Raw genomic sequence first — 15,884 nt, forward strand, 5'->3', positions numbered from 1 at the left:
TCACTTCTTGGCCGCTTGTTCAAGCTGGCGAACGCGCTCTTCAAGTTCCTGCACGCGGTGTTGCAGGGCGTCGAAGTCCGATCTGTCGCTGTTTGCCGGCGCGGGGTTGTCCGGCAGCGGCGCCGGGGCGGCTGGCAGCGGCGCGCCGAGCGGAGGGACGGGGCCGGAGTTGCGGGCTTCGTCGAGCACGACCTTCGCGCGCCGCGATTCGCCGTCGAAGATATAGCTGATCTCGACTGGCGCACGAATGGCCGCCTGGGAGATGAGCCGAGCCAGATCGAGCGGTGATTCCACAGGTGCTCCGTTCACGGCCACGATCACCGAATCGATCGGGATGCCGGCTTTCTCCGCCGGCGAACCAAGCGTGCGCGAGGCGACCAGCGCACCCGATGCCGCGGGGAGCCGCAAACGGCGGCGGATGTCCTCGGTCACCGTCTGAGTGCGCACTCCCAAAAGCGGACGGCGGCCCAATTCGACTCGCGGCGCTTCACCCGCATCTCCTCGGGTCACAGGTCGCGGGCCGCCCAAGACCGGCGGCTCGCCCGAAACCGGACCCGGCGCCGGGCCGGGCGCTGACGGCGGTGGAAGCGTTTCCGTGACGGGGCCAAATTGCTCGAATCGCCGCTCGCCGACTGGCGGTCGTTGGCCCAGACTTACGCGGAACTTTTGCTTCTGCCCATCGCGATCAATGTCGAACGAGACTTCGCTCCCCGGCGGGAGCGATCCGATCGCGGCGCCCATATCGGCATTGCTCTGCACGGGCTTGCCGTCGATGCCGGTAATCAGGTCGCCCGGCTTGAGTCCTGCTTTCTCGGCTGGGCTGCCGCCGACTGCCTCCATCACGCGGACTCCTTTTCCGGCATCCTGGCGATCGTCGGTAAGCAGCCCTAGATAACCCGGCTCAATCGGTTTGGGCGCGACGGGGGGCGCGTCGGCCTTCGGAGCGGATGGCCCCGCCGAACCCTCTTGCGAGCGCGCTACGCCGGCAAATGCGGTGAGGAACCAGACGGCAAAGATCACGAGACAAGGCGGCTTAGCGAATGAACTGGTCATCGGACGGTCTCCTCGACGGCATTGAGAGAACGTGGCATTTGCAGAATGGGTCGGACGTCAGCGAATTTCAAAGCCGACGCTGGCGGCATCGGCCACGGGACCCCTACCACGATTATAGTCTTTCGGAAATGTTTCGTCGTGACACCGTCCCCTGTCTCGCCTATCCTGCGGGAATGACGCCAATCATCGAGCCGAGCGAAATTGTCATTCGATCCGCCGTGCCGGAGGCTTGGACAGATGCCTTGAAGCTGCTGTTTCAGGGTTTGCCGGAGGATATGCGCGGCAGGCAATTGGAGGCATCGTTGGATCAATTTCGCGCCGAGCCGATCACCGCGGCAGGTCTGCTCGAGGCCTTATCAAACGATTCTCGCGTGGGCGCTGTGTGGCTACAACTTCAGGTTGGGCGAGTCGCCAATCTTTGGCCGCCACAAGCTGCCGCGAATGCGGGGAGCCAGGCGGATGCCGTGGCTCAAAAGCTGCTGACGGCAACCATCGAACTCGCCGTCCGCGCCAAATCTCGAATGATCCAGGCGTTGCTACCGACCGACGCCGAACGTGAGGCAGGGCGCCTGAGGACCGCGGGATTCGAGCATATTGCCGATCTACTCTACCTGGTTAGCCCAGCCAGCTCATTTCCGTCTGACGCACCATCGGACGGTCTGGAATTCGAGTCGTTTTCTGCTGGCTCGGTAGCCCGATTCGAAGCCGTCGTTGAGCGGACTTACCTTGCGACCTGCGATTGCCCGCGCATGAATGGCGTGCGTCCGATTCAAGAGGTCTTGGAAGGCTACCGAGGGGTCGGCCAATTTGATCCAGCCAATTGGCTTCTGGTCCGGCACGGCGCGCGCGATGTTGGCTGTCTACTATTAGCCAACCACGCTGAGCACCAGCTTTGGGAATTGGTCTACATGGGAATCGTTCCTGAGGCTCGCGGCGAGGGTTTTGGAGTCGCCGCCACGCGGCATGCCCAGTGGTTGGCTGGCCAAGCCGGCGCCGAGCGGTTGGTGCTGGCCGTCGACGCCGCGAATGAACCGGCGCTGCGTGGCTACGCAGCGGCCGGATTCGTCGGCTGGGATCGCCGGAACGTGTGGCTCAAACGATTGGCGTGACGGCGGACCTGAATCGAGCCGCAGATTGCCGAGGAATCTGGCGCTCGCCGATGAGAGGATTTGTGCCTTGCGTCTCAGCGGCGCTGCAGAGGCAATCTCAACCTATTGATGGTAAACAACTTGTGGCGACTGTTCTGGCGCGATCAGTCCGGCAGCGTGTCAAAACCGAACATTTTTTCCACGCCAATCCACATCATGAAAAAAAAATTTCCGACTTCCCGGCAGCGCCAATTCCCAACGATTTGCGAGTGATTTTCGTCCTCACGTTTTCCTAACTCAAAGTGCGCGCATCGCGCATCAAGCCAAATGTTTGACAGCGATGCTAGCAGTCGTACAATCGGCTGCTCGACCAACAACGACAACCTCCCGTTGGGTTGGCGGCGGTTTCTCTTCCCCGCCATCCCGCATTGCTTGGCTGGGTGGCAATTCTGAATTCTTCACCGTCGGTACGGTTGCGGAGATACCGCGCGCCGCGATCGACGTTGATCCGTCGCTCAAGGAAGTGACCATGGACGATAAGGAAATCGTGTCGGCCCTGCGGGCGCATTTGGCCGAAAAAGTGGGACAGGAACGGTTCGATCTTTGGTTGGGCGACCAGGCTCGGCTCAACTTGCATCGCGACACGCTCTCGATCGGATTGCCGAGCCGGTTTGCCCAAGATTGGGTCCGCTCGCATTTTCGCCGCGAGATCGAGGAGACCGCCGCCGAGGTCGTCGGCAGGGTCGTGGCGATCGAATTTCGCGTGGACGAGACGCTCGCCATGACGGACCAGAATAATCGGCGTGCGGCGCGACAAGGCCGAGCGTGCAATCGAGCCGCCGAATTCAGCGGAAACGACGATTCCGCAGTAGCTGTCGCGGAATCTCCCGCCGATGCGCTGGGAGCGCAAGCGGACGGGGAAGTCGATCGAACGCCGCGCGCGGCGGGTCGAAACGGATTGGACGATCCCCCGTCCGCGTCTCGGCGGCGATTCGCCGCGCTGGATTCCTTTATCGTCGGAAAATCGAATCGTTTCGCTCACACCGCGGCGCAAATGGCGGCCGAGCAACCGGGGAGGTTCTCCCCGCTATTCGTCTACGGCCCAACGGGCGTCGGGAAAACGCATTTGCTAGAGGGCATTTGGACCGCCGCCCGGCGACACAATCCGCGCGTCCAGGCCGTGTATCTCACGGCAGAGCAGTTCACGACGTACTTCCTCGACGCCTTGCACGGCAGCGGTCTGCCGAATTTCCGCCGCAAGTATCGGGGAGTCGAGCTGCTTATCATCGACGACGTGCAATTCTTTGCCGGCAAACGGGCCACGATCGGCGAATTGCTCTACACGACGGACACGCTGCTGCGCCAGGGAAGCCAGCTCGTTTTGTCGGCCGACCGCCCGCCAAACGCCCTTCACGAATTGAGCGACGAGCTAACCGCACGACTGGCGTCGGGCATGAGCTGCGGCATGGAACGGCCCGATTTTCAAACACGATTGGGCATCTTGCAGCAGTTCGCCGCCAGAATGGGCTTCGAATTGGCCGGCGACGTGGCCGAATTCATCGCCATGCAGTTGACTTCGCATGCCCGTGAACTCCTCGGCGCGCTCAACCGATTGGAGGCGGCCGGACGCATTTGGCGGCAACCGCTCACCCGAGCCCTGGCTGAAGAGGCCTTGGCGGAAATGATTCGGCATAATCCGCGGGCCGTCCGGCTGGCCGATATCGACAAGGCGGTTTGCAACGTCTTCGGACTCGGGCCAGAGACGCTGCAATCGGGGCGGCGGGCGAAGAGCGTCAGCCAGCCGCGGATGCTCGCCATGTGGCTGGCCCGCAAGCACACGCGATCCGCGCTCACCGAGATCGGCGAGCATTTCGGCCGCCGCAGTCACAGCACCGTCATCTCGGCGCAGAAAACCGTGGACGGCTGGGTCGCCATGCAGTCGACGATCGAATTGACCGGAAAGAACTGGAGTGTCGAGGACGCAATCCGCCGTGTCGAGGATCAGTTCAAGACGGCATGACGTGCAGGGGCCGGCCTCAGACCAAAATCACGCGCTGGACGGCTTTCTCAATAGATTCGAGAGTTTGATTTGACCGAGTTGGTCTCGGGCCATCGTCGTCACGTGGTCGAGGGCTTCGCGGAGCTTGGCGCGCGGCCCTTCGGGAAAGCCTTCGACAACGGGGGCACTCGCACTCAATGGCCCGTCCACCGCCTCGATCACTTCCAAGAGCGAGATTTCTTCCGGCTTCCGGTCGAGCCGGTAGCCGCCGTCCACGCCGCGGGCGGAATGGAGAATTCCGTGCGTCACTAGGTTCCTTAGGATCTGCAAAAGAAACCGCTCGGGCATTCCCCCTTCGGCGGCTAACTGGCTGCAGGGCACGGGTAAATTCGATTCCGCTTTGGCCAACTGCAACGTGGCTTGCAGTGCGTAACCGGCCGTTCGCGACAACTTCATGGGTGGTAACCTTCGAGTTTGCCACCGTGACCGAGGCCGGGCCGGCTTTCACGAAAAAGCCGTCAGACGCGACTCCCTGCGTCCGTTACTTGCTCGCCGACCTGGATCGCGCAATGGAGTGAAAAGTCGATAAGCGCCTCTTCTTTCGCTCCAAAACCGCGTTGCGCCGAAAGAATTCGGCGAAACGGCCCCGCCCGTTCCGACGCCGATACGACCTGACGGCCCGACAAGTGGCCCGATGTGAGCAACCCGGCTCTAACGAATCTGCGCAGTTCTTATGAACATGCTCTGGGATTCAGCAGCGATCGCGACTGCTATTCCTGGCCTTGAGACTGCCATACAACCGACCGGGATGCTAGCAGAATTCCGCCGGCCAGTCAAAAACTTTTCGCGGACGATTCTGAGATTCTCACTCGTTCGCGGCCGTTGCGGAGGCGGGTTGCGACGGGTCTCCGGTCGGCTCGGCGCCGCCACCCGACGACCGCTGCATCGTCCAAACGTGCCAGAACAACACCAGTGCGCCGCACACCAGCAGACTGTCGGCAAGATTGAACACCGGCCAGTTGATTACGCCGTCAATGCGAAAATAAAGCCAATCGCGAACCGCGTAGACTCGTTCCGCGGTGCCCGGCCAGCGCAGCCCGTGCATCCCGAGGCGATCGTATAGGTTGCCGAAGATTCCGGCCGCAATCAGCGCCAGCGTGAGCGTCAGAACCCGGTCGCGCGCGGCCCCGGCGTAGAACAGCCAATAGATGATGAAGATTGCCGCGGCAACCGAGAGGGCCGCAAAGACGGTGGTCAATCCTTGCCCAAGCCCGAACAGGGCGCCCTCATTGAGGCTCGTTGTCAGACTGAAAACTGGCCTCCAGAGCCAAATCTGGTTGCGCCCCGGCATACCGAGCCGATCGAAGATCCAACTTTTGCTCGCCAGATCAATCGCACATCCGCCAACGGCCACTCCGAAAAACAGCAGATAACGATTGGCTGGAACTATCCTGGCGCCAGGATCCACATTCATTCCGTGAACTCTCACTTAGAATTCCTAACAAATCCGGCGGGGACTGTCCCCCTTTTGCGAAATCCGCGAAGCAAAACGGGGACTGTCCCCTTTTTCCCAGCCGGATTTGTTAGGCGCTCTTAGGCTCGCTGCTCGTCTCAGATTCCGTTCTCGTGATGCTCGGCGCATTTGACGCAGAAAGGCGCGTAGGGAATCGCATTCAATCGGGCTTTGGGGATTTTCGCGCCGCATTCCTCGCACAAACCAAAAGTGCCTGCACCGAGCCGTTCTAGCGCCGCTTCAATCGCATCGAGAGTGCCTTCCTCGTTTTCCATCAGGCTGAGCGTGAATTCCTGCTCGAAGTTGTCGCTGCCGATGTCGGCCATGTGAATCGGCATGCTCGAGAGATCGCCGTTGTTCTCGCTCCGGGTCTTCTTGAGGGCCGAATTAGCCATTTGATCGACGTCGCCGCGCAACCGCGCTCGCAACTCCACCAATCGGTCCCGATACTCGTTGAACTCAGCCTTTTTCATCGTCTCGTCTCCAGCCGTCGTTCGTGGGTCGAAATCCTGGTTGCGGCCCCTTGGATCGTTACAGACCATCGATTGTACGAACCGCCCGAGTCGATGTCAAATTCGCGATCACTTGGCCCGCGCGACCCAAAGCTGGCATGTGCATCGTGTTAGGGCTATGCTTCCAATAGGCGCCGTCAACGGAGTTCCGCTGGATTCGCGGGCAGGAGTGGTCCGCAACACGACAAGGAGGTGCTTGATTCCCCCACGATTCTTACTGAGAGGTTGCATCCCATGAGCGCTGCCAACGATCCCTCGACTTTCTCCGGGCCTAGCGCCCCGCTATCGCTTCCCCCCGCACGTTTTTCGGTGCATCGGGAATTCCACCATCTGCGGTCGCACTGGTGGTGGTTTCTGCTGCTGGGTGTCTTGCTGGTAATCTGCGGCACGATCGCGGTTGTCTCACCCATGTTCTCGACCTTCGTGGCGATCGATGTGTTGGCCGTACTTTTCTTGATTGCGGGAGTCGCGACGATCGTCAGCTCTTTCTGGGCGGGCCAATGGAGCGGCTTACTGGTCCATCTCTTGGTCGGCATTCTGTATGTGGCGGCGGGGTTCGTCATCAGCGAGCACAAACTCATGTCGGTGCTGATGGTGACGATCTTCATCGCCGTGTCGTTCATCGTGGCCGGCATATTCCGGGCCTTGGCGGCGCTGTTGATCCGATTCCCGCAATGGGGCTGGGCGCTCTTGAACGGCGTGGTGACGATGCTGATGGGGATCATCATCTACCGGCACTTGCCGGATTCGGCATTTTGGGTGGTCGGCTTGCTCGTCGGGCTGGAGATGCTTTTCGGCGGCTGGACTTGGATCATGCTCGCGCTGGCCATCCGTGCGATTCCGGAAAGGACGGCGTGAGAGAATGAACGGCACACGGAGTGTGCCTACTACGTAGCAGGCACGCTCCGTGTGCCGTCCGCGATGCTCCAACCCAATTCCGCGCCACAATCACATGGTGCTCCGCGCGCCGCCTCCCCTCGAATTTGGTAATGAAAAATGCGCAAACTGCTGGCAAACCCTACATCGCGGGTGTAGAATCCGCGACGGGAATCGATGCCTTATGACAGAGTCGATTTGAGCGGCGGATGCACCGTAAGTAGATCGCTTTGTGCATCCGTAATGAGTTGGCAGGCTCGACCGCTGGCTCGCTGGGCGGCGATTTGCTCGCCCGGCTCAATACTCTCTGCCAAGGGGGCGCGCGTTTCTGAGCGGCCGATCACGGGTTCTTGAGGTCTCGTGGCCACTCGTCGTGACACGGCTTCCTGACCGTGTCATGGGAGTGAACCAAAATTGGCCGGAGCGTTTCCGTCAACAATGCTGTTCGTCTTGTACCGGGAGAACGAATCATGTGCAGGAGTCTGAGAGTCCAGATGATCGCCATGCTGGCGGTCGGCGGGCTGATCGGCTACGCGATCGCGTCGCGCCAGCCCGAATTGTCGAGCAGATCGATCGCGGGTGAAGCTCGGCCGGATTTCGCCGGCGAAAACGCGACGATTGCGCCTCGTGTTCCAGCGACAGCCGCTGCTTGCCCGCCCGGCGTGGTCTGCTTAACGGAACCAAGGGCGAAGGCCGAGCTGATCGCAATGGGCGACAAGAAAGAGACGGAGATCCTGTTGGCGCAAGCCGAACGAGGACGCTCAAGCAATGGCAAGAAGCCCAACATCCTGTTCATCATGGGGGATGACATCGGGATGTGGAACATTGGCGCCTACCACCGCGGCATGATGGCCGGACGGACGCCGCACCTCGACAAGTTGGCCAAGGAAGGCATGTTGTTCACTGACTACTATGCCGAGGCCAGTTGCACTGCCGGTCGAGCGAACTTCATCACCGGCGAGCTTCCGATTCGCACCGGCATGACGACGGTCGGCCAAGCCGGCGCCAAGATCGGCATTCCGGCGGAAGCCTGCACGATTGCCACCGCGCTCAAGGCGCAGGGCTATGCAACCGGACAGTTCGGCAAGAACCATCTGGGCGATCTCAATGAGTTCCTACCCACCGTCCACGGCTTCGACGAGTTCTTCGGGTATCTGTATCACTTGGACGCGATGGAAGACCCGGCACATCCCAATTACCCGCAGAATCTTTTGAACGTGGTCGGTCCGCGCAACATGGTCCACAGTTGGGCCACGGACACGGATGACCCGACCGAGATGCCGCGCTGGGGCAAGATCGGCAAGCAGAAGATCGAGGACGCGGGCACGCTCTATCCCAAGCGGATGGAGACCGTGGACGACGAGATCCGCGACCTCGCCATCAAATTCATGGACAAGGCCAAAGACGACGGCAAGCCGTTCTTCTGCTGGCTCAACCCGACCCGTATGCACATCGTCACGCATCTTTCCCCGAAGTATGAAGCCCTGCGCAACGCGAAGAATGGCTGGTCGGAAGAAGAAGCCGGCATGGCCCAGCTCGATGACGACGTCGGTCTGGTAATGCAACACCTCAAGGACATGGGTGTGGATGATAACACCATCGTCGTCTTCACCACCGACAACGGCACGGAGGTCTTCACCTGGCCCGATGGCGGACAGACGCCGTTCGCGCAGTCCAAGGGGACGGTTATGGAAGGCGGCTTCCGCGTGCCGTGCATCCTGCGCTGGCCCGGCCATGTGCCGGCGGACTCGGTGCAGAACGGCATCTTCTCCGGCATGGACTGGTTCCCGACCTTCCTCGACGCCGCCGGGAACCCGAACATTACCGACCAATTGCTCAAGGGCGTGACCCTCGGCGACCGGACTTACAAGAACCATCTTGACGGCTACAACCAGATGGCCGCCATCACCGGCAAAGGGCCGTCCGCGCGTCACGAAATCTTCTATCTCGGCGAAAGCACGGTCGGCGCGGTGCGCATCGACGATTACAAGTATCGTTTCATCGACCAGCCCCAAGGCTGGCTCGGCGCCAAGCCACACCTTGACGTGCCGGTTCTGATCAACCTGCGCCTCGATCCGTTCGAGCGCACGGGTTGGCCCAACGACGGAACGAAAGAAGGGGCCCAGCAATACTTCGACTGGTTCAAGTTCCAATTCTGGCGCTTTGTGTTCGTCCAACAGGTGGTTGGCAAGGAACTCCAAACCTTCCTCGATTACCCGCCGATGCAGAAGGGCGCGAGTTTCAATCTGGAGGCCGTAAAAGCGGAGATGCAAAAGAGGATGCAAGAGGCGGAAGCGGCGAGCAAAGGCGCCAGTCAGTAATCGAAAGACCTCCAAGGCGGGCGGCGCAATTGGGCCGCCCGCCTATGCCAAAAAAACGGCTCAGTAACGTGTTGCGCTATCTTGTGGATTCATTACGCAAGCGGGAAGGTTTCTCTATGTCTCGGCGTTTGAAACAGATCCAATTCGTCGTCGCTATGTTCTTGTTTTTCGGAGCGGGAGTTGCTCTGACGGTTCGCTACTGCATTTTTGAGTCCGCCCAAGCGGCCGAACCGGCTCCCTCCAGCCCATTGTTGGCTGGCCCGACATCGGCGGGAAATCCGGCCGATGAACAAGCGATCCGTGCCACCGCCGCCGAATTCGTCAAGGCTTTCAACGCGGGGGATGCGAAAACGATCGGCGCCGAGTGGTCCACCGATGCGCAGTATACGGACGAGTCGGGCCAGGTGTTCCACGGTCGCGCCGCGATCGAAAAGGAATACGCCGACTTGTTCAAGGCGCAACATGGCCTGACGATGGCGCTCACCATCGAGTCGATTCGATTTCTGGGACCTGACATCGCGATTGAGAAGGGCATTGCCAAGGTCAAGTCGCCCGCGGATGCCGACACGGCAGCCCGATACACCGTGGTGCACGCTCGTCGCGACGGAAAGTGGGTCATGATCGTCGGTCGAGACGCTCCTTACGTCGCAGTCGCCGACGGGGATTACTTGAAGGACCTCGCCTGGCTGATCGGCGAGTGGAGCACGGGATCGAAAGACCAGGGATTGCGAATCAAATTCGAGTGGATCGCACAAAGGAACTTTATCAAGAATTCGTTCATGGCCGTGAAAGACGGTCAGGAAAAGTTGACGGGGGCGCAGGTCATCGGTTGGAACCCCAAGCTGGGGCGCATTGTTTCATGGCACTTCGATGCCCAAGGCGGCTACGGCAACGATGCCTGGACCAAGGATGGATCGAAATGGGTGATTACGGCGACCGGCGTGCTTCGAGACGGCAGCGAAAGCTCGGCGGTCAACGTTCTGACTCCGATCGACGCCGACAGCTTCACATGGCAGTCGGTAATGCGCACATTGGATGGCGTCAGCCTGCCGGATGCGGCGCCCGTAAAGGTCATGCGAATGCCGGCCACGAAATGATGTTCGTTTTGCGCGACAAAGGACAATCCTTCACCAAATCTTGAAAGCGTGATCCTATGAAGAAAGTTTTTGTTCTCATAATTGGCGTGTCGCTGACTGTCGTTGGAGTACAGTTTGCCTATGCCCGCGGTATGGGCGGTGCCAATCGGGGCGAAGCCGGTGGCGAAAGGTCCGGTGGGGCCGAAGGCGGCCATCGAGCCGGAGGGGCCGGCGCGAGCGGCAATAGCGCCTCGGGTGCCCGAGCCGGGGGAAGCGAGGCGAGCGGTTATCATGCCAGCGGCGCGCAAGCCGGCGGCTACCACGCCGGCGGAGCCGAAGCCGGAGGGTATCACGCCGGCGGGGCGGAAGTGGGCGGTTACCATGCCGGGGAAGTGCAGGCCGGCGGCGCCCAAGCCGGCGGCATCGCGGTGGGCGGGGTCAGTTCCAGTGGTCTTGCCGTGGAGACAGTCCCAGCCACGGGCGTCGCGGTGTACGGTGCAACGCCGGTCGCGGCAGTAGCCTACGCGACAGCGCAGGTTGCGGTGCCATTGCCAACTGACGCCGGGTTTGGCGCGGCCCATACGGCCGGTGGTAGTGCATACGTCGGCGGAGTCAAGGCTGGCGGAGTCGAAGCGGGCGGGGTTGAAGTAGCCGGGGCTAGAGGCGGAAGTATTAACGCAAGCGGAGCCGAGGCCGGAGGCGTCAAGGCGGGCAGCGCTAGCGCTTCAGAAGCCAAGGCTGGCCAAGCCAACGCCGGAGCAGCCAAAGGAGGAGAAGGCAAAGCTGAAGGTGCTAACGGCGGACAACGAGAGCGGGGGCGTTGAAGTAGTCTGTTGCATCCGTTTCAAAGTTATCGCGCCTGTGAAAACGCTGCTCACCGGGAGCGCGGTGATTGAACTTGGCGCCGGATTGGCGCTGCTGTGCTGTCCCTCGGCAATGGTGACGCTGTTGGTCGGCGCGCCGCTAGAGGCGCCCGCAGCTTTGACCGTGGCCCGAGTCGGCGGCGGAGCGGTGTTATCGTTGGGCGTCGCCTGTTGGCTCGCGCGCGCCGACGCGCAAAGTCGGGCCGCGATCGGGCTGCTCACCGCGATGTCGTTTTACAACGTCGCCACCGTCGCCATCCTCGCCTTCGCCGGCATCGCCTTCGGGTTGCATGGCGTGGCGCTGTGGCCGGGAGTCGCTCTCCACGCCGTGATGACCGCCTGGTGCGCCGAGTGCATGCGGCGAACACTGCTGAACGGGACGATGGACAGCAACTTGCGAAAACAATCAAATACAGAAAGAGGACCAAGATGAGAGCGGCCGCGCGGTGTTCCACCTATCACGAGGCTTCTCCTTCCACTTTATGACCAAGTCAAACTTGAAAACGATCCGCGTCGGGTTCACCCTTTTTACGGTCGCGTTGGCCGGCCACAGTTTCGCAAAAGCCCAGGATGCACTCCCTTCCTGGAACGATGGCCCGGCGAAGCAATCCCTTGTGGACTTCGTCCGCGTTACGACCGATAAGGCGAGTTCGAAATACGTGAAACCCGAAGAACGAATCGCCACTTTCGACCAGGACGGCACGCTCTGGGTCGAGAAGCCGATGGTTTCGCAAGTGATGTATTGCCTCGATCGTGTGTCGGCGTTGGCGGAGAAGAGGCCGGCCCTCAAGAACATCGAGCCGTTCAAGACCGTCCTGTCCGGCGACCGCGCGGCCATCGCAAAACTGACGATGCCCGATCTCGAGAAAATCCTCGCCGCGACGCTCACCGGTATGACAACGGACCAATTTCAGGCCGAAGTCAAGCAATGGCTCGCGACGGCCAGGGACCCGCGATGGAAAAAACCCTACACAGAACTCACCTACCAGCCGATGCAGGAGGTGCTGAAGTATCTCCGCGCCAATGGCTACAAGACTTATATCGTTAGCGGCGGCGGCCAAGACTTCATCCGCGTTTACGCCGAGCGGACTTACGGAATCCCGCCAGAACAAGTCGTCGGCACGATGGGCGGCACGACGTATGGCTACGACAACGACGGCAACCCGATCCTGACCAAGGAACCCAAACTGCTGCTCAACGACGACAAAGCCGGAAAACCCGAAGGCATCCATCTGATGATCGGTCGGCGCCCGGTCGCCGCCTTTGGCAATTCCGACGGGGACCGGCAGATGCTTGAGTTTACCAAGGCTGGAGAAGGCGCGCGGCTCGCGATGCTGGTGCTACACGATGATGCGATGCGCGAGTACGCGTATGGCCCGGCGCAAGGATTGCCCGCGGCCAAGCTCGGTGCCTTCACCCAGGCGCTCTACGACGAAGCGAAGAAGAGCGGTTGGACCGTCATCAGCATGAAGACCGATTGGAAGCGAGTCTTTGCCTTCGAGCAATAGCCAACACTCAACCCGCCAGAAGTCAGCCAACCACCGGAAGGATACGGCCGTGAAGCTAACCACGAAAAATGTAAGCCATGTCCTGATTAAAGGAGCGATGCTATGTGCCCTGGCGATGCAAGGAGCGAACGCCCAGGCGCAGCAAACGTCACCCCGTGCCGACCAGACTCCGGTGACGGCGATTGACATCGCGCTGGAGCCGGACCGGACCATGATCCAGCACGCGGAGGCCGTCAACGCCCGGCTGCTCAAGGTGTTCCCGGATGGCTTCGCTCTGGATGCGTCCCACCATCCACACATCACGATGTTGCAGCGTTACGTCCGCACGGCGGATCTCGACAAAGTTTATGCCGCCTCCGGCAAGGTGCTCGCCAGCGGGAATGTGACCTCCATGAAGTTGAAGGCGTTCAAATACTACTACATCCCGGACAAGAGCATCGGCTTGGCGGGCATTGTCGTCGAGCCGACAGGCGATTTGCTCAAGCTGCAACAGAACTTGATTGACGCGGTTGCCCCGTTCACGGAGAGAATTGGGACGGCGGCAGCGTTCGTCACCACGCCCGACGCGCCCGACATCAATCAGCCAACGATTGACTACATCGCGACGTTCGTTCCGAAGGCATCTGGCAAGGATTTCAATCCGCACGTCACCGTCGGCATCGCCTCCCAGGAATACCTGAAAAAAATGCTCGCCGAACCGTATGATGCTTTCACGTTCTCGCCGGAGGGGGCGGCCGTTTACCATCTCGGCAACTACGGGACCGCTCGGAAGAAACTCAAGGCGTGGGAGCTAAAGCCCTAAGGCGTCTCTCCGGCCGCGGCGCGACCGCGGACGACTGGATGGTCGTTGGCAAGGAGGGTGATTTGAGGCGGATCTTCGCGTTTGGGAAACAGTGTTCGCGATGGACCAACTCCTTTTTAAAGTTCTCCCACTCGCCCTGGCCTCGGCCGTGAGCCCGGCGTCACTCGCCGTTTCTCTGGTGCTTCTCGGGGGCAAGATCCGTCCGCGGATGAAGGCGTTCGCTTATCTGCTGGGCGGAGCGTTGGTGGCGTTGGCGTTCACGCTCTTTGGATTGCTGCTCGCCAGCGGACCTTCGCCGGCTACCGGCCCGCACGCCCACGCAGTCATCGACGCAGTCCTTGGCTCGCTGCTCTTGGCGCTGAGCGTCGTCGCGTTGGCGATCAAACCGAGTAAGGATGGGAGGGACCTCTCCGGCTTGGATTCCCAATCGGAACGCCGCCAGTTGGGTACCTGTGCTTTGATGGGTTTGCTGGCGATGGGGCTGAATGTCTCGTCGCTGGTGCCATTTTTGGCAGCCGTGAGGGAGGTGGGAAGAGCTGTCGTCAGCATGGAGGTGAAGGGGATCGCGCTGGGCGTCGCCTGGTTGTTGCTGCTCTTGCCGATGATCCTGCCGCTAGTGATTTACTTGATCGCTCCCAAAGCGGCAGCGAGGATTCTGACTCCTGTCTCCATCGCCGCGACGAAATACGGTCGCTACCTCGTGGCGGCGATCTGCCTGATTCTTGGATCGGTGTTCATTTGGGAGGGAATCAAGGGGCTATGAGCGCGTGAAGCAATCAACTCTAATCGGTCGTTGTGGCACGGCCGGGAGATGAATTGGTGTCTGCATTTTTTTGCGCGGAATCGAGAGGACTGTTTCCAGCATCGTGCACCCCGATGGAGGATTTCGGCAAGTTTAGGGCTGGAGGCCCGGCAGGAAATAACCGCAACCGTGAGGTTGCGGTAAGATGCGGCGAGATCGGATGCTCGAGGTCCGAAGGACCGGCACGGTTCCCCCGCCACGTTTTCGTGTCGGTCGTTCGGACCTCCGCGTTCGGGACGATCATCAATCCCGATCTAACGATCGGGACTATTTCCTATCGGCCCTCCGGGCATGCGCTAAGGCGTTGATCCGCAGTTTCGCGAAGCTTTGGCGAGGTATTGAAATCAATGGTCGCGAGACCGTTCCACCACAAATGTTCTCAACATACTCAGCAACGTTTAGGAGCATTTCCAATGAATCGTCGACGGATACGCGGTCCAGGCGGCGTCGCCGCGCTGTTGGTTGCAGGGGCAGGAATCGTTCTCACGGCTCGCAATGCCTTCATCAACACTGCCAACGCGGCCGATCTGCCGAGCGCGGTTAAACAAGACGCTGCGGCCGACGAAAAGGCGATCCGTGCCACGGCAGACGAATTCGTCAAGGCATTCAACGCTGGAGATGCCAAAACGATCGGCGCCGAGTGGTCGAGCGACGCCGAGTATACGGACGAGACTGGGCAAGAATTTCACGGCCGCGCCGAGATTGAGAAATTCTATTCCCAGTTGTTCAAAGACCACCCTGGCGGAACCATCGCGGTAAAAATCGAGTCAATTCGCTTGCTCGGCCCGGACATCGCGATTGAGAAAGGGATCGCCAGCGACAAATCGCCGAAGGGCGAATCGTCGGCCGCGCGATACACCGTCGTGCATGCCCGGCGCGACGGAAAATGGATCATGGTCGACTGCAAGGATGCCCCCTACGTTTCCGCCGCGGACGAGGATTATCTGAAGGACCTCGAATGGCTCGTCGGCGAGTGGAAGATCGACTCGCCCGACAAAGCAGAGGACCGGCGAATCAAATTCGAATGGGTCGCTGGCCGAAACTTCATCAAGAGCAGCTATAACGTCATCAAGGACGGCAAGGCGACGCTCACGGGCGGTCAGATCATCGGCTGGCATCCGAAGCGCGGGCGGATCGTCTCGATGCACTTCGACGCCAACGGCGGCTTCGGCAACGATGCCTGGATCAAGGACGGCTCGAAATGGGTGCTCGAAGCGAGCGGCGTCTTCCGAGACGGCAGCGACACGACGGCCGTCAATATCATTACCCCGATCGACGCCAATAGTTTCACCTGGCAATCGGTGAAACGAACTCTCGACGGTGTCAGCTTGCCGGACGTTCCGCCGGTCAAGGTCACGCGTGTGGCATCGGCCAAGTGACGGTCGCCGGCTGAAACTCGAAACGAATTTCAATACATTCAGACCATTTTCAGAGAGGTGCATCCATGAAAGCGGTTCTCGGCGTTTTGATC

General features: G+C 60.6%; 16 protein-coding genes. 11 read left to right on the top strand and 5 right to left on the bottom strand.

Annotation, left to right across the window (positions count from 1 at the left end):
* A complete protein-coding gene (locus tag VGY55_15435) occupies window positions 1-1,053 on the bottom strand; it encodes a PDZ domain-containing protein (protein ID HEV2971366.1) in 1,053 nt (350 codons plus the stop codon).
* A gap of 173 nt (window positions 1,054-1,226) precedes the next feature.
* Between VGY55_15435 and VGY55_15440 the strand changes: the two genes are divergently transcribed.
* Window positions 1,227-2,162, top strand: a complete 936-nt coding sequence (locus VGY55_15440; protein ID HEV2971367.1) for a GNAT family N-acetyltransferase — start codon at window positions 1,227-1,229, stop codon at window positions 2,160-2,162.
* A gap of 143 nt (window positions 2,163-2,305) precedes the next feature.
* On the opposite strand, the gene VGY55_15445 is transcribed toward VGY55_15440, so the two are convergent.
* Complete coding sequence (locus tag VGY55_15445; GenBank protein ID HEV2971368.1) at window positions 2,306-2,518, bottom strand: hypothetical protein; 213 nt, start codon at window positions 2,516-2,518, stop codon at window positions 2,306-2,308.
* A gap of 152 nt (window positions 2,519-2,670) precedes the next feature.
* Here VGY55_15445 and dnaA point away from each other — a divergent pair, with 152 nt between their 5' ends.
* A complete protein-coding gene (gene dnaA, locus VGY55_15450; GenBank protein HEV2971369.1) occupies window positions 2,671-4,161 on the top strand; it encodes a chromosomal replication initiator protein DnaA in 1,491 nt (496 codons plus the stop codon).
* A 27-nt stretch (window positions 4,162-4,188) separates the two neighbouring features.
* On the opposite strand, the gene VGY55_15455 is transcribed toward dnaA, so the two are convergent.
* The 3 genes from VGY55_15455 to VGY55_15465 form a co-directional block, all read right to left on the bottom strand.
* Window positions 4,189-4,596 carry an Rrf2 family transcriptional regulator gene (locus tag VGY55_15455; GenBank protein HEV2971370.1) on the bottom strand — a complete coding sequence of 136 codons (408 nt, stop codon included), beginning with the start codon at window positions 4,594-4,596 and terminating at the stop codon, window positions 4,189-4,191.
* Window positions 4,597-5,005: 409 nt separating this feature from the next.
* On the bottom strand, window positions 5,006-5,614 hold the full coding sequence (lspA, locus tag VGY55_15460; GenBank protein HEV2971371.1) for a signal peptidase II: 609 nt from the start codon (window positions 5,612-5,614) through the stop codon (window positions 5,006-5,008).
* A 137-nt stretch (window positions 5,615-5,751) separates the two neighbouring features.
* Window positions 5,752-6,126 (bottom strand): TraR/DksA family transcriptional regulator, encoded by a 375-nt coding sequence (locus tag VGY55_15465; GenBank protein ID HEV2971372.1) that lies wholly within the window; start codon window positions 6,124-6,126, stop codon window positions 5,752-5,754.
* A 273-nt stretch (window positions 6,127-6,399) separates the two neighbouring features.
* Between VGY55_15465 and VGY55_15470 the strand changes: the two genes are divergently transcribed.
* The 9 genes from VGY55_15470 (at window position 6,400) to VGY55_15510 (ending at window position 15,792) form a co-directional block, all read left to right on the top strand.
* The gene (locus VGY55_15470; GenBank protein HEV2971373.1) at window positions 6,400-7,023 is read left to right on the top strand and encodes an HdeD family acid-resistance protein; all 624 of its coding nucleotides are present in this window, start codon (window positions 6,400-6,402) and stop codon (window positions 7,021-7,023) included.
* 521 nt (window positions 7,024-7,544) lie between these two features.
* Window positions 7,545-9,362, top strand: coding sequence for an arylsulfatase (locus VGY55_15475; GenBank protein ID HEV2971374.1), 1,818 nt, complete (start codon window positions 7,545-7,547; stop codon window positions 9,360-9,362).
* A gap of 116 nt (window positions 9,363-9,478) precedes the next feature.
* Window positions 9,479-10,459: an SgcJ/EcaC family oxidoreductase gene (locus VGY55_15480; GenBank protein ID HEV2971375.1), complete on the top strand. Its 981-nt coding sequence runs from the start codon at window positions 9,479-9,481 to the stop codon at window positions 10,457-10,459.
* Window positions 10,460-10,515: 56 nt separating this feature from the next.
* On the top strand, window positions 10,516-11,262 hold the full coding sequence (locus VGY55_15485; GenBank protein ID HEV2971376.1) for a hypothetical protein: 747 nt from the start codon (window positions 10,516-10,518) through the stop codon (window positions 11,260-11,262).
* 37 nt (window positions 11,263-11,299) lie between these two features.
* Entirely contained in the window at window positions 11,300-11,734 is a 435-nt protein-coding gene (locus tag VGY55_15490; GenBank protein HEV2971377.1) for a hypothetical protein, read from the top strand.
* A 49-nt stretch (window positions 11,735-11,783) separates the two neighbouring features.
* Window positions 11,784-12,809, top strand: coding sequence for an HAD family hydrolase (locus VGY55_15495; protein HEV2971378.1), 1,026 nt, complete (start codon window positions 11,784-11,786; stop codon window positions 12,807-12,809).
* Window positions 12,810-12,858: 49 nt separating this feature from the next.
* The gene (locus tag VGY55_15500) at window positions 12,859-13,611 is read left to right on the top strand and encodes a hypothetical protein (protein HEV2971379.1); all 753 of its coding nucleotides are present in this window, start codon (window positions 12,859-12,861) and stop codon (window positions 13,609-13,611) included.
* 100 nt (window positions 13,612-13,711) lie between these two features.
* Window positions 13,712-14,374 carry a GAP family protein gene (locus VGY55_15505; protein ID HEV2971380.1) on the top strand — a complete coding sequence of 221 codons (663 nt, stop codon included), beginning with the start codon at window positions 13,712-13,714 and terminating at the stop codon, window positions 14,372-14,374.
* A 452-nt stretch (window positions 14,375-14,826) separates the two neighbouring features.
* Entirely contained in the window at window positions 14,827-15,792 is a 966-nt protein-coding gene (locus VGY55_15510) for an SgcJ/EcaC family oxidoreductase (protein ID HEV2971381.1), read from the top strand.
* Window positions 15,793-15,884: the final 92 nt, after the last annotated feature.

This window comes from Pirellulales bacterium (assembly GCA_035939775.1).
In the GTDB taxonomy this organism is placed as follows: Bacteria; Planctomycetota; Planctomycetia; order Pirellulales; family DATAWG01; genus DASZFO01.